Source organism: Streptomyces macrolidinus, assembly GCF_023887685.1.
GTDB lineage: Bacteria > Actinomycetota > Actinomycetes > Streptomycetales > Streptomycetaceae > Streptomyces > Streptomyces macrolidinus.
In genome coordinates this window covers 37,800-58,322 of record NZ_JAMWMR010000016.1, presented here as the reverse complement: position 1 = coordinate 58,322, position 20,523 = coordinate 37,800, and the positions used below count along the sequence as shown (strand labels likewise).

Below are 20,523 nucleotides of genomic sequence, written 5' to 3'. Positions count from 1 at the left end.
CATCCGTTGGGAGTTGAAATCATGGCCCCAAGCGCCATGACCCGTTGGACCACATCTCTTTCCGAAGCCCGGCCGGTGCCGTACTGGCTGGACGACCCTGGTAAGCCCCACCCCGAGCCCGCGCTCACCGGCGCCGAGACCTGCGATCTGCTGGTCGTCGGCGGTGGTTACAGCGGACTGTGGACCGCGCTCGTCGCCAAGGAGCGCGACCCCGGCCGGGACGTGGTGCTGGTGGAGGGCCGCGAGGTGGGCTGGGCCGCCTCGGGCCGCAACGGCGGCTTCTGCGCTGCCTCCCTCACGCACGGGCTGGCCAACGGCCTCGCCCGCTGGCCCAAGGAGATCCACACGCTGGAGGAGTTGGGCGCCCGCAACCTCGACGAGATCGAGAAGGCCGTCCAACGCTACTCCCTGGACTGCGAGTTCGAGCGCACCGGCGAGATCGACGTCGCGACCGAGGCGTACCAGGCCTGCGAACTGCGCGACTGGTACACGGAGTTGCAGGACGAGGGTCTCGCCGAAGGCCTTGAGTTCCTCGACGCGGACGCGCTGCGCGGACAGGTCGACTCCCCGACCTTCCGGGCCGGTCTGTACGACCGCCGGGGCGTGGCCATGCTCCACCCGGCCAAGCTCGCCTGGGGCCTCAAGCGGGCCTGCCTCCAACTGGGCGTCCGCGTCTACGAACACACGCCCGCGCTCGGTCTGAAGCCGTACGGCGCCGGGATGGCCGTACGCACCCCCTACGGCCGTATCCGCGCCCGCCGGGTGGCACTCGGCACCAACGTCTTCCCGAACCTCATCAAGCGCGTCCGCTCCTACACCGTCCCGGTCTACGACTACGCGCTGATGACCGAGCCGCTGACCGCGGACCAACTGGCCTCGATCGGCTGGCGGAACCGCCAGGGCCTCGGGGACTCGGCCAACCAGTTCCACTACTTCCGGCTCTCGGCCGACAACCGGATCCTGTGGGGCGGCTACGACGCGATCTACCCGTACGGCGGCCGGGTGCGCGCCGAGTACGACGACCGCCCGGAGACCTACGCCAAGCTCGCCGGGCACTTCTTCACCTGCTTCCCGCAGTTGGAGGGGGTCCGCTTCACCCACGCGTGGGGCGGCGCGATCGACACCTGCTCACGCTTCTCGGCGTTCTTCGGCACCGCCCACCAGGGGAAGGTCGGGTACGCGGCGGGCTATACGGGTCTCGGCGTCGGCGCGACCCGCTTCGGCGCGGAGGTGATGCTCGACCTGCTCGCGGGGGAGCGGACCGAGCGCACCGAACTGGAGATGGTCCGCAAGAAGCCGCTGCCGTTCCCGCCCGAGCCCTTCGCCTGGACGGGGATCGCGCTCACCAAGTGGTCGCTGGCGCACGCCGACGCGCACGGCGGGCGGCGCAACCTGTGGCTGCGGACGATGGACAAGCTGGGCCTGGGCTTCGACAGTTGATTCGACAGCGAGGAGCTGACGCCACGGCCGGGACACGCCCTGACGGGTGTCTCGGCCGTGGCGTCAGTGCGTGAGACGGTCGCCGCGGCCGAGCAGAAGCCCCAGCGCGCCGAGCGCCGGTACGCCCAGACACCAACTCCCCAGCACGTCCAGGGGCCAGTGGTAGCCGTGCCGGATCAGCCCGTAGGCGACCGCGAGATTCAGCAGCAGGCAGAGCGCGACGACCGCGCGGCGGACGAACGGCGTACGGGACAGGGGCCACAGGAGCAGGGCCGCCGCGCCGTAGGCGATCACCGCGGTGGCGGTGTGCCCCGAGGGGAAGAAGCCCGTCTCGTGGCCCATGACCGGCGGACCGGGCCGGGCGATCAGCGTCTTGAGCGGGACGATCACCGCCGGTACGGCCGCCATGAGGGCCGCCGCGGCGACCGGGGGCAGCCACCACCGGTCCCGGCGGGCGCGCCGGGCCTGCCGGGCGGCGAGGAGCAGGACGACGGCGAGGACGGGCACGGCGACCGCGACGTTCCCGAGGTCCGCCAGGAGCCCGGAGACCCGGTCCGGGTCGACCACGGCCCCGCTCACCCGCTCGTCCGCCCGCGCGAGCGGACCACGGACGGCGACCTGCCAGGCGATCAGCAGGAAGGTGATCAAGGGGAGGGCGATCGGGAGGAGACGGGCCGACGGTATGAGGCGGCGCCGGGCCGACGGTCTTGCGGGACGGGACACGGCGCACAGCTTGCCAGAGCCCGGAGAACGCCGAAGGGCCGGCGCAAGGGGGGGAGTGCGCCGGCCCTCCGGCAACCGCTTTGGGCGGCCGTCCGATCGATGTGCCGCCCGCCCCGGGGGGTTTGGGGCGTGCGGCCGTCCGACCGGTGAGGAGATCCGAAGCCGGAAGGCTCCGGTTGTGTGCGCGAGGGCACGACCGGGTCGAAGCTGGGGAGGCCCCGTCCCGATACCGCCCACAGTCACCTGCGGGCGGGTCCATCTCTCATCTGGGTAGAACCTACGGCAGCGGATCAGGCTCCGACAGCCACTGGCGCTACCCGCCATCCACCCCGCACAGCTTCTTCACAGCCTCTGACCGGGAGTTCAGAGAGCGGCGAGGTTCTGCTCGATGATGTCGAGGCCCTCGCCCAGGAGGTCCTGGCCGATGACCAGCGGGGGCAGGAAGCGCAGCACGTTGCCGTAGGTGCCGCAGGTCAGGACCAGCAGGCCCTCCTGGTGGCAGGCCTTGGCGAGCGCGCCGGCCGCCTCGGAGTTCGGCTCCTTGGTGGCGCGGTCCTTGACCAGCTCGATCGCGATCATGGCGCCGCGGCCACGGATGTCGCCGATGATGTCGAACTTCTCGGCCATCGCCGTCAGGCGGGCCTTCATCGTCGCCTCGATCTCCTTCGCGCGAGCGTTGAGGTCGAGCTCCTTCATCGTCTCGATCGCGCCGAGCGCGGCGGCGCAGGCGACCGGGTTGCCGCCGTAGGTGCCGCCCAGGCCACCCGCCTGCGCGGCGTCCATGATCTCGGCGCGGCCGGTGACGGCGGACAGCGGCAGACCGCCCGCGATGCCCTTGGCGGTGGTGATCAGGTCCGGGACGATGCCCTCGTCCTCGCACGCGAACCACTGACCGGTGCGGCAGAAGCCGGACTGGATCTCGTCGGCGACGAAGACGATGCCGTTGTCCGCGGCGAACTGGCGGATCGCGGGCAGGAAGCCCTTCGACGGCTCGATGAAGCCGCCCTCGCCGAGCACCGGCTCGATGATCATCGCGGCCACGTTGTGCGCGCCGACCTGCTTGGTGATCTGCTCGATGGCCTGCGCGGCGGCCTCGGCACCGGCGTTCTCCGCACCGGTCGGCCAGCGGTAGCCGTACGCCACCGGCACCCGGTAGACCTCGGGCGCGAACGGGCCGAAGCCGTCCTTGTACGGCATGTTCTTCGCCGTCAGGGCCATGGTGAGGTTCGTCCGGCCGTGGTAGCCGTGGTCGAAGACGATGACGGCCTGGCGCTTGGTGTACGCACGGGCGATCTTGACGGCGTTCTCGACGGCCTCGGCGCCCGAGTTGAACAGCGCGGACTTCTTCGCGTGGTCACCCGGCGTCAGCTCGGCGAGCGCCTCGGCGACGGCCACGTAGCTCTCGTACGGCGTGACCATGAAGCAGGTGTGGGTGAAGTCCTGGAGCTGCGCCGACGCACGGCGCACGACGGCCTCGGCGGAGGCGCCCACGGAGGTCACCGCGATGCCCGAGCCGAAGTCGATCAGACGGTTGCCGTCGACGTCCTCGATGATGCCGCCGCCCGCGCGCTGCGTGAAGACCGGCAGCGTGGAGCCCACGCCCTGCGCCACCACGGCGGTACGGCGGGCCTGGAGCTCCTGCGACTTCGGGCCGGGAATGGCGGTGACGACGCGGCGCTCCTGCGGAACTGCAGTCATGGGGGCTCCCTGTGATCGTGCGAACCGAAGCGGAGATTCCGGTGCACCTGGTTCCGGTGGTCCCGGCTCCGGGCGGGGGATGTTCGGACGCATGCCTTTCTTTTCTCGCAGGCTAGAACCGCAAGCGGGGCCGGGGCATGCTCCATGTGGGCACTTTGGGCGTATCCGCTTGTCCGTCGTGGACATAGCGGCGGACGCGACGGTGGGCGCGGTGCGGGCAGGGGGCGGTCGAGGGCGCGGACGCGGATGCCGCCGTGTAAGCGGTGAACTCCCCTTGCGGGGCGTTAGATTGGCTCGCTGATGGTGCAGGGAGCGGCTGGTCAGGGGGCAAGGGCGATGGACAGCGACGGGACGCAGGACGCGCGCGGCACACGGGCGGATTCCGTGCCACGTCCGGCCGTGCCTCCGGGGGTTCCGCCACGGCCGACCCGCGCGCCGCACACCGAGGCCCCGCCACGACCGCCCCGGTCGTCGGTCGCCGAGTGGCTGAACGCGCCTCGGGCGAAGGCGGAGCCGGGGATCTGGCGGCAGCACTACCAGCCGCCGAAGACCACACGCAAGCAGCGGCTCTCCCCGGCCACCGTCGCGGGCATGGTGATCCCGCTGGTCGCCGGATTGATCATCTGGGCCCTCTGGGACGCGGGTGCCGTTCCTTATCAGTTCGCTCCGCTGCGGCTGGTCACCCCGAGCGACTGGTGGTGGGAGCCTTCCCTGACCCCCAAGAACGCTGCGCACCCGTACCAGCCGGGCGACGGATGGGGAGCCCAGGCCCTCGCCGCCTACAACGGAGTCGCCTTCGCCGTGGTCGCCTGTGCCATGGGCCGCCTCGGGAGCTGGGGCAGAGGATGCCGCTTCTTCTTCGAACGCTGGCCGCAGCCGAAGCGGGCCGCCTTCGCCGCCGTGGGCGCTCTCGTCGTCTGGGGGTGGGTGTTCCCCAGCGCCGTCCCCGGGGCCTTCTGGGACCCGGACCCGGTCCTCAGCACCATCTTCAACTTCGCGGTCGCGGTCTCGGACGGCTACGAGATCCTCGCGTCGGTGCCGTTCGTCTACAGCGTCTACACCGTCGTCACGCTGCTCATCCTCTGGCCCTTCGCCCGCGTCGGAGGCTGGGTGCCCCTGGCCCGTACCTGGCTGGCCGCGCGACGCCGTACGGCCGAGGACGACGCCGTACGGCCCGACACGCCCCGCGCCCACTGGCCCGAGCTGCGTGAGGCCGGGGCGCGCGAGGCGGCGGACGCGCTCAGCGCCGAGGTGCTCGCGGGCCGTATGAACGACGTGGACTGCGCCCGTATCGAGCACGCGTGGACCGCGGCCCGGCGCGAAGGACGCCTCGCCGCCTTCACCGAGACCGTGCTGCGCCAGGGCGGCGCCGCCTGGACCCACCCCTCCGGGGCCCGGGACCTGCCCGGCCGCACCGCCCTGCACGACCTGCTCGTGGACCAGGTCCGCATCGGACAGTGGGTCGCCGGGGAGCGCACCCCCCTCGCCTACGCGGGCGCGGGCGTCGCCCTCGGCCCCGACGCGCTCTCCACCTCGCTCCTGGCCGTGGGCCCGCCCGGCTCCGGCAAGACCCGCCGTCTGGTCGCCCCCGTGGTCGAGAACCTCGCGTTGCAGGCCCTGACCGGCGGGTGCGCCGTCGTCGCGGTGTGCGCCGCCGGTACGCCGCTCGCCCCGGACGCGGCGTTCGACGTCGTGGTACGGATCGGGGACCCGGCGTCCGTCCACGACCTGGACCCGTACGCGGACTGCGACGACCCCGACGAAGCGGCGGGCTTCCTCGCGGAGGGACTGGTCGGCGACCTCGACACGGTCGACGGTCAGCGGGCCGTGACCGCGCTCGCCCAACTGCTCGGCCCCTACCGGGCGGTGCACGGCGCCTTCCCGTCGCTGCCCGTGCTGCGGGAACTCCTCGAAGGCGGGCCCTCGGCGCTGTCGTCCCTGCGCGAGGCCCTCGCGGAGGAGCGGCACGCCGCGATGCGCCGGGAACTCGACGCCCGGCTGCGGCAGTCCGGGACCACCACCGATGTGGGTCCGGCGCTCGCCGACCGGCTCGCCCTGCTGGACCGCCCGGCCTTCGCCGAGTTCTTCGGGGGCGGCACGGTCCGGCCGTTCTCGCTGCGCGCGGTGGCCCACCATCCCCTCCGCGTCCGTATCGACCTGCCCGAGCGCGGACACGAGGAGGCGTCCCGGCTGATCACCCGGCTGATCCTCGCCCAGTTCGACGCCGTCGTCGGGGTCGGCGGGCGCCCTCACTTCGCCTGCCTGGTCCTCGACGACGCGACCGGCACAGTGACCGCCGAGTCGGTGCGCCGCATCCAGCGGCTGCGCGCGCGCAACGCGGGCGTTCTCCTCTCCCTGCGCACGATCGGCGACGTCCCCGAGGCCCTGCACGGGCCGCTGTTCGGGGCGGTCGGCTGCCGGATGGCCTTCTCCGGCGTCACCACCTGGGACGGCGGCCGGTTCGCGCAGGCCTGGGGCACGCAGTGGGTGGAGACGCGGGAGGTCGCCCAGCACACCGTCTTCGCGCAGCAGCCCATGACGCGGGCCATCCACGCCCTGCGCAAGCTGGTGACCGGGAAGGCCGTGACCACGGACGCCGTGACCGTCCGCCAGGTCGAGCGCGAGCGCTGGTCCGCGTCCGAGCTGGCGCACGCGGTGCCGCCGGGGCACGCGGTGCTGTCCCTGACGAACCGGAAGGGCGAGTACGCGCCGCCGCTGCTCGTGGATCTGCGGGGCTAGGGCCTCGGAGGGGGGCGGGTAAGGCGTTCGGGCGGTCGCAGGGGTCGGCGTCGATCGTACGGTGAGGCAGAATCGACAGAGGTCGTTCATACGCGACGGCCAATTGATCACAGAGATCACCGATCACGCTGATCACCGATCACAGCGATCACCAGTCCCAGCCTCCGTCCCAGCCCAGCCCAGCCCCGTCCCCGTCCGTGCCGACCTGAAGGCCTCATGCCCCTCACCCTCGCCGCGCTCGTCCACCACTCCGCGCTCAAGCTGACCGTGCGCGCGGGCGGGGACCACCTGGACGTCCCGGTCCGCTGGGCGCACGTCAGTGAACTCGCCGACCCCGTGCCCTACATGGAGGGCGGCGAGCTGCTGCTGATCACCGCGCTCAAGCTGGACGCCGAGGACCCGGAGGCCATGCGGCGCTATGTGAGACGGCTGGCGGGCGCGGGGGTGGTCGGGCTCGGCTTCGCCATCGGCGTCAACTACGACGCCATCCCCGAGGCCCTGGTCGACGCCGCGCGCGAGGAGGGGCTCCCGCTGCTGGAGGTGCCCCGGCGCACCCCCTTCCTCGCCATCAGCAAGGCCGTCTCGGCGGCCAACGCCGCCGACCAGTACCGGGCCGTGACCGCCGGGTTCGCCGCGCAGCGCGAGCTGACCCGTCAGGCGCTGAGCGAGGGCCCCGAGGGGCTGCTCGCCGCGCTCGCCGCGCAGGTCGCGGGCTGGGCCGCGCTGTACGACGCCTCCGGTGCCGTCGTGGCCGCCGCACCCGAGTGGGCGGGCCGCCGCGCCGCGCGGCTCACCGCCGACGTGGAGCGGCTGCGGGAGCGGCCCGCCCCGGCGTCCTCCGTGGTCGGCGGCCCGAGCGGCGAGGACCGGGTCGAACTGCACTCCCTGGGCACCGGCCGCCGCCCGCGCGCCGCGCTCGCCGTGGGCACCGCGGCCCCGCTGGGCACCGCCGAGCGCTACGCGGTGCACTCCGCCATCGCCCTGCTGACCCTCATCACCGAACGGTCCCGGTCCCTGCACGCCGCCGAGCAGCGGATCGGGGCGGCCGTACTGCGCCTGCTTCTCGCCGGGCAGCCGGACCACGCGCGGGCGGTGGCCGGGGACCTCTACGGCGCCCTGCTGGACGCCCCGTTCCGGCTGATCCTCGCCGAATCGGCGTCCGCGTCGGCCGCGCGGGCGCACGCCGACGGCCACGCGCGCGTGGCGCCCGCGCCCCAGCCCGCCGCGGCACTCGCGGGGGCCGACACGGACGGCGATCCGCTGGACGGGCTCGCCGAGACGGTGGAGTCCGCCGCCGCGCGCTCCGGCGAGGCCGTGCTCGTCGTGCCCGACGGCGAGCGGCTCGCCGTCCTCGCCGTGGACGGCGGCGCCGCCGTCACCGCGTGCCAGGAGTACGCGCTCGCGGTGCAGGCCGCGCGGACCGCGGCCCGTGAGCAGCACACCGCCACGTCCGACGAGAACGAACTGGTCGTCGGCATGTCGGCGCCCGCCGGGCCGATCGCCACGGCCGCCGCGTACAAGCAGGCGGAACAGGCCCTGTCGGTGGCCCGGCGGCGAGGCCGCGCCCTCGTCGAGCACGAGGAGCTGGCGGCCGGGTCCGTGCTGCCGCTGCTCGCGGACGACGCGGTACGCGCCTTCGCGGACGGCCTGCTGCGCGCCCTGCGCGAGCACGACGCCACGGGCCGGGGCGATCTGGTGGCCTCCCTGCGGGCCTGGCTCTCCCGCCACGGCCAGTGGGACGCGGCGGCGGCCGACCTCGGCGTCCACCGTCACACCCTGCGCTACCGCATGCGCCGCGTCGAGGAGATCCTCGGCCGCTCGCTCGACGACCCGGACGTACGGATGGAGTTGTGGCTCGCGCTCAAGGCGACGAGCGCGGCGGGGGACTGACGACGCCCCAGCCGTGACGCAGGGGCGACACATCCCGTAGGACCGGGCTGTACATCCCGTACTACGCCCCCACCACAGTGCTACTCACCGGACAAACGACCGTTCGCCACCCCGGCCCTACCGTGGACGACGCAACCCAAGGAACATCCAACCTCGGAAGGGTCGGGACCCGATCATGACCTCCACCCACGCCTTCTGGCTGGCCGGCCGCCAGGCCACCGGTGAGACCACCTTCGACGTCACCAACTCGTGGGACGGCCGGCTCGTCGGCAAGGTCAGCGTCCCGACCGAGGCTCAGGTCGAGGAGGCCGTCGCCGCCGCGTACGCCGTACGGGACGAGTTCGCCGCCCTCCCGGCCCACGCGCGTGCCGCCGCCCTGGACCACGTCTGCAAGCGGCTCGTCGAGCGCACCGAGGAGATCGCGCGGCTCATCTCCGCCGAGAACGGCAAGCCCATGAAGTGGGCCCGCGGCGAGGTCGGCCGTGCCGTCTCCGTGTTCCGCTTCGCGGCCGAGGAGGCCCGCCGCTTCAACGGCGGCGAGGCCCAGCGCCTGGACACCGACGGCGGCGGCACGGGCCGGCTGGCGCTGATCCGCCGCTTCCCGAAGGGCGTCGTCCTCGGTATCGCGCCGTTCAACTTCCCGCTGAACCTGTGCGCCCACAAGATCGCCCCGGCCATCGCCGCGGGCGTGCCGATCATCCTCAAGCCGGCCCCGGCCACCCCGCTGTCCGGCCTGATCATCGGCGAGCTGCTCGCCGAGACCGACCTGCCCGCCGGTTCCTGGTCGGTGCTGCCGGTCACCAACGACAAGATGCCCGCCCTCGTCCAGGACGAGCGCCTGCCGGTCATCTCCTTCACGGGTTCCGAGAAGGTCGGCTACTCGATCATGGAGTCGGTGCCGCACAAGCACTGCACGCTGGAGCTGGGCGGCAACGGCGCGGCCGTCGTCCTCGCCGACTACGCGAGCGACGAGGACCTGGACTGGGCCGCGAAGCGCATCGCCCTGTTCTCCAACTACCAGGGCGGCCAGTCCTGCATCTCCGTGCAGCGGGTGATCGCCGACGCCGCCGTGTACGACCGGCTGGTGCCGCGCATCGTGGCCGCTGTCGAGGCCATGGTCACCGGTGACCCCTCCGACGACGCCACGGACGTCGGCCCGCTCGTCAGCGAGGACGCCGCGAAGCGCGTGGAGTCCTGGGTCGACGAGGCCGTGGCCGCGGGCGCCACGCTCCTGACCGGCGGCAAGCGCGACGGTGCCACCTACGCGCCGACCGTGCTCACCGAGGTCCCGGGCGACGTCACCCTCGCCACCGAGGAGGTCTTCGGTCCCGTCCTCACCGTGCAGAAGGTGAACGGCGAGGCCGAGGCGTTCGCCGCGGTCAACGACTCCAAGTACGGCCTCCAGGCGGGCGTGTTCACGCACGACCTCCAGGTCGCCTTCCGCGCGCACCGCGCCCTCGAGGTCGGCGGCGTGGTCATCGGCGACGCGCCGTCCTTCCGCGCCGACCAGATGCCGTACGGCGGCACCAAGCGCTCCGGCGTCGGCCGCGAGGGCGTGCGCTCCGCGATGGACGACTACACCTACGAGCGCGTCCTGGTCCTGACGGACCTGGCTCTCTGAGCCGACCACGACCGACGGCCCGAGCCCACTGTGCGGGGGTTCGGGCCGTTGTCGTACGCGGGGACGGCGGGGACGGCGGGGGCGGCGTGCGTCGATCGGTCTGCGAACCCCGTTCTCAAAAGCCATCGCAGAGCCGGATATTGACCCTTCGTCAGATCGACCCCGCCTCGCTGCCGTCGAACACCGTTGTGCAGAATGACCGGTATGCCGATACCCGTTACCCCCAAGACGGCGACGCTCGACGACGCTCCGGTGATCAGCCGGGCCTTGGCCCGCGCGTTCGACGACGACCCGATGATGCGCTGGTTCTTCACCGAGGACGCCTCGCGCGAGGCGTCCATGGCCCGCTACTTCAGCACGCTCTTCTCCCGGATGTACCTCCAGCACGGCGTGTGCGAGCGCACCGACGCGGCGGCGGCCTTCTGGGTGCCGCCGGAGGCGCAGGCCAAGGCCGTTCCCGACGCGGAGACCGTCCAGGAGCTCCAGGACATCCTCGGTGACCGGGCCGAGCTGTTCCGGGACGCGCTCGAAGCTGCGGGCAAGCACACGCCCCAGGAGCCGCACTGGTACCTGGCCGTGATCGGTGCCGACCCGGCCGCCCGAGGCCAGGGCCAGGGCGCCGCGCTGCTGCGCTCGGGGCTGGCCCAGGCGGACGCGGCCGGTCTGCCCGCCTACCTGGAGTCCTCCAAGGAGTCCAACCTGCCCTTCTACGAGCACTTCGGCTTCACGGTGCGCGAGGAGCTGACGCTGCCGGGCGGTGGCCCGGTGCTGTGGGCGATGTGGCGCGAGCCGCGTCCGACCGCCGCGTAGCAGCCGCTCGACGCAGGGGGAGTGATCGCCGGGAACCGCAGGCAGGCCCCAGGGCGATCACTCCCTCGGGAAGCCACACGGCACCATGGACCCATGCGTACTCATGAGGCCCTGCGTATCCGAGCCGTCCGGACCGAGGAGCTGCCCCTGCTCCAGGACATCGAGCGAGCCGCCGGGCGTTGCTTCCACGACGTCGGCATGCCCGAGATAGCCGACGACGAGCCGCTCCCGCTCGACGAACTCGCCCGCTACCAGCAGGACGGGCTCGCCTGGGTTGCGGTCGACACCGCCGACGTCCCGGTGGCCTATCTCATCGCCGAGCACGTCGACGGGGGCCTGCATATCGAGCAGGTCTCCGTGCACCCGGACAGCGCGCGCCGCGGTGTCGGACGCTCGCTCCTGGACCACGCCGCCACCGTCGCGGCCACGGAGGGCCTTCCCGCCCTGACCCTCACCACGTTCGTCGACGTCCCGTGGAACGCGCCCTACTACGCGCGCTGCGGCTTCCAGCCGGTGGACGACGCCGCGCTCGGCCCCGGCCTCAAGGACATCCGCGCGCGCGAGGCGGAGCACGGCCTGGACCGCTGGCCACGGCTGGTCATGCGCCGTGCCGTCTGACGCGGACAGGGGGAGTACGGGCCCTCGGCCCGTTCCCCCAGGTGGCCCTCCGGCCCGGCACCGCCGACCACACCCGTCCCGTACGGCCCCGTACGGCCAAGACGCACGCGGCGGGCGGCATTTCGCGGCCGGAGGGCTGCGCGAGGACTGGTGACCTCGCCCCGATTGGGGTACGAACGATCGGGTAGCACCGATCGGTAACGAACATCCGCAAGGTCGCCGTACGTCATCTTGATCGCCGTACGGTGGCCCTGGTCGGCGTACGTCAGCTTGATCGGAGAACGCCCCACAGGATCCCTATTCGCGGCGAGGTGAGCCTCATGCCCGCACCACCCTCCCCCACCCCCCAGCCCACCGTCACCGAACGTGAGGCCCGCCAGGTCGCCGAGGCCGCGCGTCAGCAGGACTGGCGCAAGCCCAGCTTCGCCAAGGAGCTCTTCCTCGGCCGCTTCCGGCTCGACCTGATCCATCCGCACCCGCTGCCCGCCGACGAGGACGTGCAGCGCGGCGAGGAGTTCCTCACCAAGCTGCGCGACTTCTGCGAGACCCAGGTCGACGGCGCCCGCATCGAGCGCGAGGCCCGTATCCCCGACGAGACGATCAACGGTCTCAAGGACCTCGGCGCCCTCGGTATGAAGATCGACACCAAGTACGGCGGCCTAGGCCTCACCCAGGTGTACTACAACAAGGCGCTCGCCCTGGCCGGCTCGGCGAACCCGGCGATCGGCGCGCTGCTGTCCGCGCACCAGTCGATCGGCGTACCGCAGCCGCTGAAGCTCTTCGGCACGCAGGAGCAGAAGGACACGTTCCTGCCGCGCTGCGCCCGCACCGATATCTCCGCGTTCCTGCTCACCGAGCCGGACGTGGGCTCCGACCCGGCGCGGCTGGCCACGACCGCCGTACCGGACGGGGACGAGTACGTCCTCGACGGCGTCAAGCTGTGGACCACCAACGGTGTGGTGGCCGATCTGCTGGTCGTCATGGCACGCGTGCCGAAGTCCGAGGGCCACAAGGGCGGCATCACGGCGTTCGTCGTGGAGGCGGCGTCGGAGGGTGTCACCGTCGAGAACCGCAATGCCTTCATGGGCCTGCGCGGCATCGAGAACGGCGTGACGCGCTTCCACCGTGTCCGCGTCCCGGCCGCCAACCGCATCGGCCCGGAGGGCGCGGGCCTGAAGATCGCGCTCACCACGCTGAACACCGGCCGGCTGTCGCTGCCCGCGATGTGCGTGGGGTCCGGCAAGTGGTGTCTGAAGATCGCCCGGGAGTGGTCGGGGGCCCGCGAGCAGTGGGGCAAGCCGGTCGCGCTGCACGAGGCGGTCGGCTCGAAGATCTCCTTCATCGCGGCGACGACGTTCGCGCTGGAGGCGATGGTCGACCTGTCGTCCCAGATGGCCGACGAGGACCGCAACGACATCCGCATCGAGGCCGCCCTCGCCAAGCTGTACGGCTCGGAGATGGGCTGGCTGATGGCCGACGAGCTGGTCCAGATCCGTGGCGGCCGTGGCTTCGAGACGGCGGAGTCGCTGAAGGCGCGCGGGGAGCGCGCGGTACCGGCCGAGCAACTGCTGCGCGATCTGCGCATCAACCGCATCTTCGAGGGCTCGACGGAGATCATGCATCTGCTGATCGCCCGCGAGGCCGTGGACGCGCACCTGTCGGTGGCCGGTGACCTGATCGACCCGGACAAGTCGCTGGCCGACAAGGCGAAGGCGGGCGCGGGCGCCGGTGCGTTCTACGCCCGTTGGCTGCCGAAGCTGGTCGCCGGGCAGGGGCAGATCCCGGGCGCGTACCGGGAGTTCCACCAGCAGGTCGACCTCTCGCCGCACCTGCGCTACGTCGAGCGCAGCTCCCGCAAGCTGGCCCGCTCCACGTTCTACGGAATGTCCCGCTGGCAGGGCCGCATGGAGACCAAACAGGGCTTCCTGGGCCGGATCGTGGACATCGGCGCCGAACTCTTCGCGATGAGCGCGGCCTGCGTACGCGCCGAACACCTGCGCAGGACCGGCGAGTACGGCCGCGAGGCGTACCAACTCGCGGACGCCTTCTGCCGCCAGTCCCGCATCCGCGTGGAGGAACTCTTCGGCCGCCTGTGGACCAACACGGACGAACTGGACCGCAAGGTGGTCAAGGGCATCCTGTCCGGCACGTACACCTGGCTGGAACAGGGAGTGGTGGACCCGTCGGGCGAGGGCCCCTGGATCGCGGACGCGACCCCGGGCCCGAGCCGACGCGAGAACGTCCACCGGCCGATCCGCTGACGGCGGTTCCGCGTTCCCCGCGCCCCTGGCAAGGGGCGCGGGGAAGAGCCTCTACGGACTCAGCAGTACTTGTGGCCCGAGCCCGGCTTGGTCCACGAGCACGTGTCGACCTTGGACCCGTTCGCCTTCGTGAGCGTCGCCTTGTCGCTGGTGTTGTTCCACACGTACGCCTTGCGCCCCTGGTACTTGTCCGACGTCGTGTCCTTGCCCTGGCCGGTGTGCACCTTCATCGTCTTGTGCGCACCGATCTTGACGTTCGGGAACGTGTACTTGTGGTTCGAGGCGTCCTTCAGGATCCAGCCCTTCAGCGAGACGGCCGAGGATCCGTTGTTCTTGATCTGCACCCATTCGGCGTTGAGGCTCTTGTTCGAGCGGTCGTCCTTGCCGGGGCTGTCGTACTGGACGTAGTAGATGGTCACCCCGGCGGCGGCCTGAGCCGGAGTGGCCAGAAGCGCGGTGCCCGTCAGGGCAGCAACGCCCGCGAGGGCGGGCAGGGCGGCGCGCATGCGCATGAGATCCCCCCAGATGTCGTTCGCAGGTTGTTCCTCGTCGTCCGGTCATCCGCCGACCGACGGCTCCAAAGTGTTATCACAATCTCTTCACTCGAACTTCATGAAGGATCATTCCGCTCCATTCGGTAGCGACAGCGGATATGCCGCCCGCCCGAGGAACTCCCTGTCCGCCCGCTCCCCACCTACGGCCACAATGGAGGGATGAGCGACAGTCCAGCCCCTCTTGCCGACCCCCATCTCCGCTTCGACCACGTCGACGGGATGCGGGACGTCGTGATCCTCGGCTCCACCGGGTCGATCGGTACGCAGGCCATCGATCTCGTACTGCGCAACCCCGACCGGTTCAACGTCACCGCACTCTCCGCGAACGGCGGCCGGGTCGCGCTGCTCGCCGAGCAGGCCCACCGGCTGCGCGTGGACACCGTCGCGGTCGCGCGTGAGGACGTCGTACCGGCGCTGCGCGAGGCCCTCTCGGCGCAGTACGGCCCCGGGGAGCCCCTCCCCGAGATCCTCACCGGCCCCGACGCGGCCACCCAGCTCGCCGCCTCCGCCTGCCACACCGTCCTCAACGGCATCACGGGTTCCATCGGTCTCGCCCCCACCCTCGCCGCCCTGGAGGCGGGCCGCACGCTCGCGCTCGCCAACAAGGAGTCGCTCATCGTCGGCGGCCCGCTGGTGAAGGCGCTGGCCAAGCCCGGCCAGATCATCCCCGTCGACTCCGAGCACGCCGCCCTCTTCCAGGCCCTCGCCTGCGGCACCCGCGCCGACGTACGCAAGCTCGTCGTCACCGCCTCCGGAGGCCCCTTCCGCGGCCGGACGCGGGCCGAGCTGGCGGCCGTCACCCCCGAGGACGCCCTCGCCCACCCCACCTGGGCCATGGGCCCCGTCATCACGATCAACTCCGCGACCCTCGTCAACAAGGGCCTGGAAGTGATCGAGGCGCACCTGCTCTACGACATCCCCTTCGACCGCATCGAGGTCGTCGTCCACCCCCAGTCCTACGTCCACTCGATGGTCGAGTACACCGACGGCTCGACCCTCGCGCAGGCCACGCCCCCCGACATGCGTGGGCCGATCGCCATCGGTCTCGGCTGGCCCGAACGCGTCCCCGACGCCGCCCCCGCCATCGACTGGACCAAGGCCTCCACCTGGGAGTTCTTCCCGCTCGACAACGACGCCTTCCCGTCCGTCGGACTCGCCCGGCACGTCGGACAGCTCGCGGGCACGGCTCCGGCGGTGTTCAATGCCGCCAATGAGGAGTGTGTCGACGCGTTCCTGAACGGCGCCCTGCCGTTCAACGGGATCATGGATACCGTCATCCGGGTGGTCGAGGAGCACGGAACGCCCCGTTCGGGAACTTCCCTGACCGTCGCGGACGTCCTCGAAGCGGAGACCTGGGCGCGCGCCCGGGCCCGAGAACTGACGGCGCAGACGGCAACCGCGGAGGCCCATGCATGACGACCCTGATGATGATCCTCGGCATAGTCGTCTTCGTAGTGGGCCTGCTCATCTCGATCGCCTGGCATGAACTGGGCCATCTGTCGACGGCAAAGCTCTTCGGTATCCGGGTGCCGCAGTACATGGTCGGCTTCGGCCCGACGATCTGGTCACGCAAGAAGGGCGAGACCGAGTACGGCATCAAGGCGGTCCCCCTCGGCGGCTACATCCGCATGATCGGGATGTTCCCGCCCGGCGCGGACGGCCGGATCGAGGCCCGCTCCACCTCGCCGTGGCGCGGCATGATCGAGGACGCCAGGGAGCAGTCCTTCGAGGAACTGCAACCCGGTGACGACGAGCGCCTCTTCTACACACGCAAGCCGTGGAAGAGGGTCATCGTCATGTTCGCGGGCCCCTTCATGAACCTCGTCCTCGCCGTCGCGATCTTCCTCGGCGTGATGATGACCTTCGGCGTCCAGACCCAGACGACCACCGTCTCCAAGGTCTCCGACTGCGTCACCCAGGCCAGCGAGAACCGCACGAAGTGCGCGAAGGGTGACCCGGCCGCGCCCGCCCAGGCCGCCGGGCTCAAGCCGGGCGACAAGATCGTCGCGTTCGACGGCGCCCAGGTGAAGGACTGGTCGGGCCTCCAGTCCGAGATCCGCGCCAACCCCGGCAAGGACGTCACGATCACCGTCGAGCGGGACGGCAAGCCGGTCGCCCTGCACGCCCACCTGATCAAGAACCAGGTGAGCAAGACGGACGGCAACGGCGGCTATGTCGAAGGCAAGTACGTCTACGCGGGCTTCCTCGGCTTCACGCCCGCCACCGGCATCGTCCAGCAGTCCTTCGACCAGTCCGTGCAGCGCATGGGCGACATGATGGCCAACGGCGTCGAGTCGCTCGTCGCCCTGCCCGGCAAGATCCCCGCCCTGTGGAACGCGACCTTCGGCGACGCCCCGCGCGAGGCGGACTCCCCGATGGGCGTGGTCGGCGCGGCCCGGGTCGGCGGCGAGGTCTTCACCCTCGACATCCCGCCCTCCCAGCAGATCGCGATGATGCTGCTGCTCGTCGCGGGCTTCAACCTCTCCCTGTTCCTGTTCAACATGCTCCCGCTGCTCCCGCTGGACGGCGGGCACATCGCGGGCGCCCTGTGGGAGTCGCTGCGCCGCACCGTCGCCAAGGTGCTTCGCCGCCCCGACCCGGGCCCCTTCGACGTGGCGAAGCTGATGCCGGTCGCGTACGTCGTGGCCAGCGTGTTCATCTGCTTCACGCTCCTGGTCCTGATCGCGGACGTGGTGAACCCGGTCAAGATCTCCTAGCCCCGCACGGAAGCGTCGGGGACGGAACGGCCGGTGGCCGGGGAGAGAACCATCTTCCCGGCCACCGCCCAATGGGTGGGTTTACGGACGGTGATGCGCTGGGGAGGGCGTGTGTGGCGTAATCTCGGACGCTGGGAGCCGCCGCTTCCCGGACCGGAATCTCCATCCACGACTTGGGGTTGCACTGCAGATGACCGCGATTTCACTCGGCATGCCGTCCGTTCCGACCAAGCTCGCCGAGCGCCGCAAGAGCCGGCAGATCCAGGTCGGATCCGTGCCGGTGGGCGGGGACGCCCCGGTGTCGGTGCAGTCGATGACGACGACGCGTACGTCTGACGTCGGTGCGACGCTCCAGCAGATCGCGGAGCTGACGGCCTCCGGCTGCCAGATCGTCCGGGTCGCGTGCCCGACGCAGGACGACGCGGACGCGCTCGCGAGCATCGCCAGGAAGTCGCAGATCCCGGTGATCGCGGACATCCACTTCCAGCCCAAGTACGTCTTCGCGGCGATCGAGGCGGGCTGTGCCGCCGTCCGTGTCAACCCGGGCAACATCAAGAAGTTCGACGACCAGGTCAAGGAGATCGCCAAGGCCGCCAAGGAGCACGGCACCCCGATCCGGATCGGCGTCAACGCGGGCTCGCTGGACCGGCGGCTGCTCCAGAAGTACGGCAAGGCGACCCCGGAGGCGCTCGTCGAGTCCGCCCTCTGGGAGGCGTCCCTCTTCGAGGAGCACGACTTCCGGGACATCAAGATCTCCGTCAAGCACAACGACCCGGTCGTGATGATCGAGGCCTACCGCCAGCTCGCCGAGCAGTGCGACTACCCGCTGCACCTCGGCGTCACGGAGGCGGGACCCGCCTTCCAGGGCACCATCAAGTCGGCCGTCGCCTTCGGTGCGCTGCTCTCCCAGGGCATCGGCGACACCATCCGCGTCTCCCTGTCCGCGCCTCCGGTCGAGGAGGTCAAGGTCGGCTCCCAGATCCTGGAGTCCCTCGGCCTGCGCGAGCGCGGCCTGGAGATCGTCTCCTGCCCGTCCTGCGGGCGCGCCCAGGTCGACGTCTACAAGCTGGCCGAGGAGGTCACCGCGGGCCTGGAGGGCATGGAGGTGCCCCTGCGCGTCGCGGTCATGGGCTGCGTCGTCAACGGCCCCGGCGAGGCCCGCGAGGCCGACCTCGGCGTCGCCTCGGGCAACGGCAAGGGCCAGATCTTCGTCAAGGGCGAGGTCATCAAGACCGTCCCCGAGTCCAAGATCGTGGAGACCCTCATCGAGGAAGCGATGAAGATCGCCGAGCAGATGGAGAAGGACGGCGTGGCCTCCGGCGAGCCGTCGGTGGCGGTCGCGGGCTGATCGAGGTCGCATACGCCCTTCGGCCACGAGGCGTACGCGTACGCGGTCTGAACGGCTTTGAGGAAGCGCCCCCCTTCACGCGTCCCTTCGGACGCCCGGACGGGCGCTTCCTCCGTTTCCAGCCAACTGGCCCGCTGCTCAGGTCTGTTGGGTGGTCGCCGCCAGGGCCGGGCCTGGCGGCCCTGCCCTCTCAGGTCAGGGCCCCGCACCGGGCCGCGAGCGCCCGCAGTTCGAGTGACGACCGGCCGGACACCAAGAGTCCGCCCACCAGCGCGCGCACCCGCGGCCGGGACCGGGTCTCCTCCGGGGCCCAGCGCTCGGCCTCCAGCAAGGCGGCCAAACATGCATCCCGGTGGCCCCATTGCCCGTGTGCCGTGGCCAGGTCGGTGTAGTACAAGGCGCGGCGCTCGATCGTCGGCAGCGCGGCGGGGTGCAGGGCGTGCGCCGCGGCGACGGCGGCCCCGAGGTCCGGTGTAGGCGGCGCACTGGATGAGTAGTCCGCGCTGCGCCTGACCGGCTGCCCCAAGGGCGCGAAGCGCGGTGTCGTCGGCCGCGGCCAAAGCGAGGCTGAGGGACTGGTCGTGCCACCCGGCCTGGCGGGCCAGTACGGCTTGCTGCCGGGCGGCCTCGGCGATGGCAAGCGGGATGCCGGCGGCGTGGGCGATCTGCCGGGCCCGGTCGGCTGCCATCCAGCCGAGTCGTGGCTCGTGGAGTTTGATCAGGACCCGGGTGGCGAGTAGGCAGCCATGCGCAAGTACCGGGTAGTGGTCCGTGCCGGATGCCTGGTGAGCGGCGCGCAGCAGCCTGGGAAGCCGTTTGGTGAGGCTGCTGTACCGGGCGGTGGCGAGGTCGCTGCTGGCTCGTACGAGTTCGGTAGGGAGCTGGTCCGGTGTCAGCCCCGGGGGTCCGGTGGCCAGGCCGAGCATGGCGTCCCGCAGTCCTTCGACGAGGCGCTCCCCGATGCCCGGCGGACGTGCTCCGGCCGGAGATCCATCCGCATCTGGGGCGCCGGGTGCGCACCACGTGCGTCCTGGCCGCGGCCGTACTGGCCAGGGTCGGGCAGGTCACCTTCCCTAGTCGGCGTACGCGCTGCAGCTCACCGCCGCGCCCCTGTGGCGGCGAGATCCCGGTGCCGAGAATGCTCGTCACGTGGGAGGCCAACCAGAGAGGAGGGCAGGTGGCGGCCGGGGATACCGGGCGGATGCGGGCCGTCGAAGGTGTCGCGAGCCGAGCCGCCGTCACGTCACGGCGTCGACGAGCATGAAGGCGGCCACGGCCAGCAGGACCATGGCGAAAATGCGCTGCAGGTGGGTTGCCGAGACCTTCGCGGCGATGCGCTTGCCGTACCAGGCGCCCAGGATCGCGGTAGCGATGAACGGGCCGATCAGCGCCCAGTCGAGCGAGGCAGCGGTGCCCGAGCGAGTGGCCAGGGAGGCCAGCGAGTTGACCGCGATGACCAGCAGGCTGGTGCCGACCGCGGCGTCCATCTCGAAGGTTAGGACGGTGACCAGGGCGGGGACGGCGAGAAAGCCGCCGCCCACGCCGAGCAGCCCTGTCAGTGCGCCCAGTGCGGCACCGGCACCGGCCGCCTTGCCCGGCCGTACGCCGCCCTCTTCGAGGCGGGCTGTGCCGGCGGGCCGGAGCATTTTGATGGCGGAGAGGGCGGCTATGGCGGCGAAGGCGACGGTGAGAGCGGTTTGGGGCAGGTGGGCGGCGGCGGCTCCGGCGGCAGCCGCCGGGAGAATCCCGGCGGCTGCAAACGCCGCTCCCGCCTTCCACCGCACGTGCCCGGCCCGGGTGTGCGCGTACAGGGCGGTCAGGGATGTGGCGGTGACGATGATCAGGCTGGCGGTGGTGGCTGCGGCGGGGGTGAAGCCGAGCAGGTAGATCAGCGCGGGCACCGCCAGAACGCTGCCACCACCACCGAGGGCGCCGAGCACCAGGCCGACGACGGTTCCTGCGGTCAGGGCCAGGATCAGGACGGTCATGCTATTCGCCCGCTGTCGCCGGCCACCGGCCCGGTGCCGGTGACATGCGAGTGGCCCTGTTTGGGGCCGAGTGGGCCGGGACCGTGGCATGAGAGGAACATCGTGTGCCTTCTGTG

General features: G+C 71.5%; 15 protein-coding genes. 10 read left to right on the top strand and 5 right to left on the bottom strand.

Annotated features, from left to right (window positions below; all coding sequences use genetic code 11):
• Positions 1-21 precede the first annotated feature (21 nt).
• Complete coding sequence (locus tag NGF19_RS18490; RefSeq protein WP_252426073.1) at positions 22-1,440, top strand: NAD(P)/FAD-dependent oxidoreductase; 1,419 nt, start codon at positions 22-24, stop codon at positions 1,438-1,440.
• 63 nt (positions 1,441-1,503) lie between these two features.
• On the opposite strand, the gene NGF19_RS18485 is transcribed toward NGF19_RS18490, so the two are convergent.
• Both NGF19_RS18485 and gabT read right to left on the bottom strand, forming a co-directional pair.
• Positions 1,504-2,163 (bottom strand): phosphatase PAP2 family protein, encoded by a 660-nt coding sequence (locus NGF19_RS18485; RefSeq protein ID WP_252426072.1) that lies wholly within the window; start codon positions 2,161-2,163, stop codon positions 1,504-1,506.
• A gap of 363 nt (positions 2,164-2,526) precedes the next feature.
• A complete protein-coding gene (gene gabT, locus NGF19_RS18480; RefSeq protein ID WP_252426071.1) occupies positions 2,527-3,861 on the bottom strand; it encodes a 4-aminobutyrate--2-oxoglutarate transaminase in 1,335 nt (444 codons plus the stop codon).
• A 336-nt stretch (positions 3,862-4,197) separates the two neighbouring features.
• Between gabT and NGF19_RS18475 the strand changes: the two genes are divergently transcribed.
• The 6 genes from NGF19_RS18475 to NGF19_RS18450 all read left to right on the top strand — a co-directional run bounded on the left by NGF19_RS18475 (position 4,198) and on the right by NGF19_RS18450 (position 13,800).
• Positions 4,198-6,600, top strand: a complete 2,403-nt coding sequence (locus NGF19_RS18475; RefSeq protein ID WP_252426070.1) for a type IV secretory system conjugative DNA transfer family protein — start codon at positions 4,198-4,200, stop codon at positions 6,598-6,600.
• 216 nt (positions 6,601-6,816) lie between these two features.
• Positions 6,817-8,490 carry a PucR family transcriptional regulator gene (locus NGF19_RS18470; RefSeq protein WP_252426069.1) on the top strand — a complete coding sequence of 558 codons (1,674 nt, stop codon included), beginning with the start codon at positions 6,817-6,819 and terminating at the stop codon, positions 8,488-8,490.
• A gap of 175 nt (positions 8,491-8,665) precedes the next feature.
• Positions 8,666-10,111, top strand: coding sequence for an aldehyde dehydrogenase family protein (locus NGF19_RS18465; protein WP_252426068.1), 1,446 nt, complete (start codon positions 8,666-8,668; stop codon positions 10,109-10,111).
• A gap of 204 nt (positions 10,112-10,315) precedes the next feature.
• Positions 10,316-10,921 (top strand): GNAT family N-acetyltransferase, encoded by a 606-nt coding sequence (locus NGF19_RS18460; RefSeq protein ID WP_252426067.1) that lies wholly within the window; start codon positions 10,316-10,318, stop codon positions 10,919-10,921.
• Between the two features lie 93 nt (positions 10,922-11,014).
• On the top strand, positions 11,015-11,539 hold the full coding sequence (locus NGF19_RS18455) for a GNAT family N-acetyltransferase (protein WP_252426066.1): 525 nt from the start codon (positions 11,015-11,017) through the stop codon (positions 11,537-11,539).
• A 320-nt stretch (positions 11,540-11,859) separates the two neighbouring features.
• On the top strand, positions 11,860-13,800 hold the full coding sequence (locus tag NGF19_RS18450) for an acyl-CoA dehydrogenase family protein (RefSeq protein ID WP_252426065.1): 1,941 nt from the start codon (positions 11,860-11,862) through the stop codon (positions 13,798-13,800).
• 59 nt (positions 13,801-13,859) lie between these two features.
• Here NGF19_RS18450 and NGF19_RS18445 read toward each other — a convergent pair whose 3' ends face one another.
• Positions 13,860-14,312, bottom strand: a complete 453-nt coding sequence (locus NGF19_RS18445) for a lamin tail domain-containing protein (RefSeq protein ID WP_252426064.1) — start codon at positions 14,310-14,312, stop codon at positions 13,860-13,862.
• Positions 14,313-14,513: 201 nt separating this feature from the next.
• Between NGF19_RS18445 and dxr the strand changes: the two genes are divergently transcribed.
• From dxr to ispG, 3 genes are all read left to right on the top strand, one after another.
• Entirely contained in the window at positions 14,514-15,770 is a 1,257-nt protein-coding gene (gene dxr, locus NGF19_RS18440) for a 1-deoxy-D-xylulose-5-phosphate reductoisomerase (protein ID WP_252426063.1), read from the top strand.
• Positions 15,767-17,071, top strand: coding sequence for a M50 family metallopeptidase (locus NGF19_RS18435; RefSeq protein ID WP_252426062.1), 1,305 nt, complete (start codon positions 15,767-15,769; stop codon positions 17,069-17,071). The genes dxr and NGF19_RS18435 overlap by 4 nt, the downstream gene beginning before the upstream one ends.
• A 190-nt stretch (positions 17,072-17,261) precedes the next feature.
• Positions 17,262-18,419 carry a flavodoxin-dependent (E)-4-hydroxy-3-methylbut-2-enyl-diphosphate synthase gene (ispG, locus tag NGF19_RS18430; RefSeq protein ID WP_252426061.1) on the top strand — a complete coding sequence of 386 codons (1,158 nt, stop codon included), beginning with the start codon at positions 17,262-17,264 and terminating at the stop codon, positions 18,417-18,419.
• Positions 18,420-18,609: 190 nt separating this feature from the next.
• On the opposite strand, the gene NGF19_RS18425 is transcribed toward ispG, so the two are convergent.
• Positions 18,610-18,945 carry a hypothetical protein gene (locus NGF19_RS18425; RefSeq protein ID WP_252426060.1) on the bottom strand — a complete coding sequence of 112 codons (336 nt, stop codon included), beginning with the start codon at positions 18,943-18,945 and terminating at the stop codon, positions 18,610-18,612.
• Positions 18,946-19,657: 712 nt separating this feature from the next.
• Positions 19,658-20,407, bottom strand: coding sequence for a sulfite exporter TauE/SafE family protein (locus NGF19_RS18420; protein ID WP_252426059.1), 750 nt, complete (start codon positions 20,405-20,407; stop codon positions 19,658-19,660).
• Positions 20,408-20,523 lie beyond the last annotated feature (116 nt).

Bases quoted from the DNA above. Each gene is read 5' to 3' on its own strand.
- NGF19_RS18460 (WP_252426067.1), top strand. From the start codon at position 10,316: ATGCCGATACCCGTTACCCCCAAGACGGCGACGCTCGACGACGCTCCG.
- NGF19_RS18470 (WP_252426069.1), top strand. From the start codon at position 6,817: ATGCCCCTCACCCTCGCCGCGCTCGTCCACCACTCCGCGCTCAAGCTG.
- NGF19_RS18450 (WP_252426065.1), top strand. From the start codon at position 11,860: ATGCCCGCACCACCCTCCCCCACCCCCCAGCCCACCGTCACCGAACGT.
- NGF19_RS18420 (WP_252426059.1), bottom strand. From the start codon at position 20,407: ATGACCGTCCTGATCCTGGCCCTGACCGCAGGAACCGTCGTCGGCCTG.
- NGF19_RS18475 (WP_252426070.1), top strand. From the start codon at position 4,198: ATGGACAGCGACGGGACGCAGGACGCGCGCGGCACACGGGCGGATTCC.
- NGF19_RS18465 (WP_252426068.1), top strand. From the start codon at position 8,666: ATGACCTCCACCCACGCCTTCTGGCTGGCCGGCCGCCAGGCCACCGGT.
- NGF19_RS18435 (WP_252426062.1), top strand. From the start codon at position 15,767: ATGACGACCCTGATGATGATCCTCGGCATAGTCGTCTTCGTAGTGGGC.
- NGF19_RS18490 (WP_252426073.1), top strand. From the start codon at position 22: ATGGCCCCAAGCGCCATGACCCGTTGGACCACATCTCTTTCCGAAGCC.
- NGF19_RS18445 (WP_252426064.1), bottom strand. From the start codon at position 14,312: ATGCGCATGCGCGCCGCCCTGCCCGCCCTCGCGGGCGTTGCTGCCCTG.
- ispG (WP_252426061.1), top strand. From the start codon at position 17,262: ATGACCGCGATTTCACTCGGCATGCCGTCCGTTCCGACCAAGCTCGCC.
- gabT (WP_252426071.1), bottom strand. From the start codon at position 3,861: ATGACTGCAGTTCCGCAGGAGCGCCGCGTCGTCACCGCCATTCCCGGC.
- dxr (WP_252426063.1), top strand. From the start codon at position 14,514: ATGAGCGACAGTCCAGCCCCTCTTGCCGACCCCCATCTCCGCTTCGAC.
- NGF19_RS18455 (WP_252426066.1), top strand. From the start codon at position 11,015: ATGCGTACTCATGAGGCCCTGCGTATCCGAGCCGTCCGGACCGAGGAG.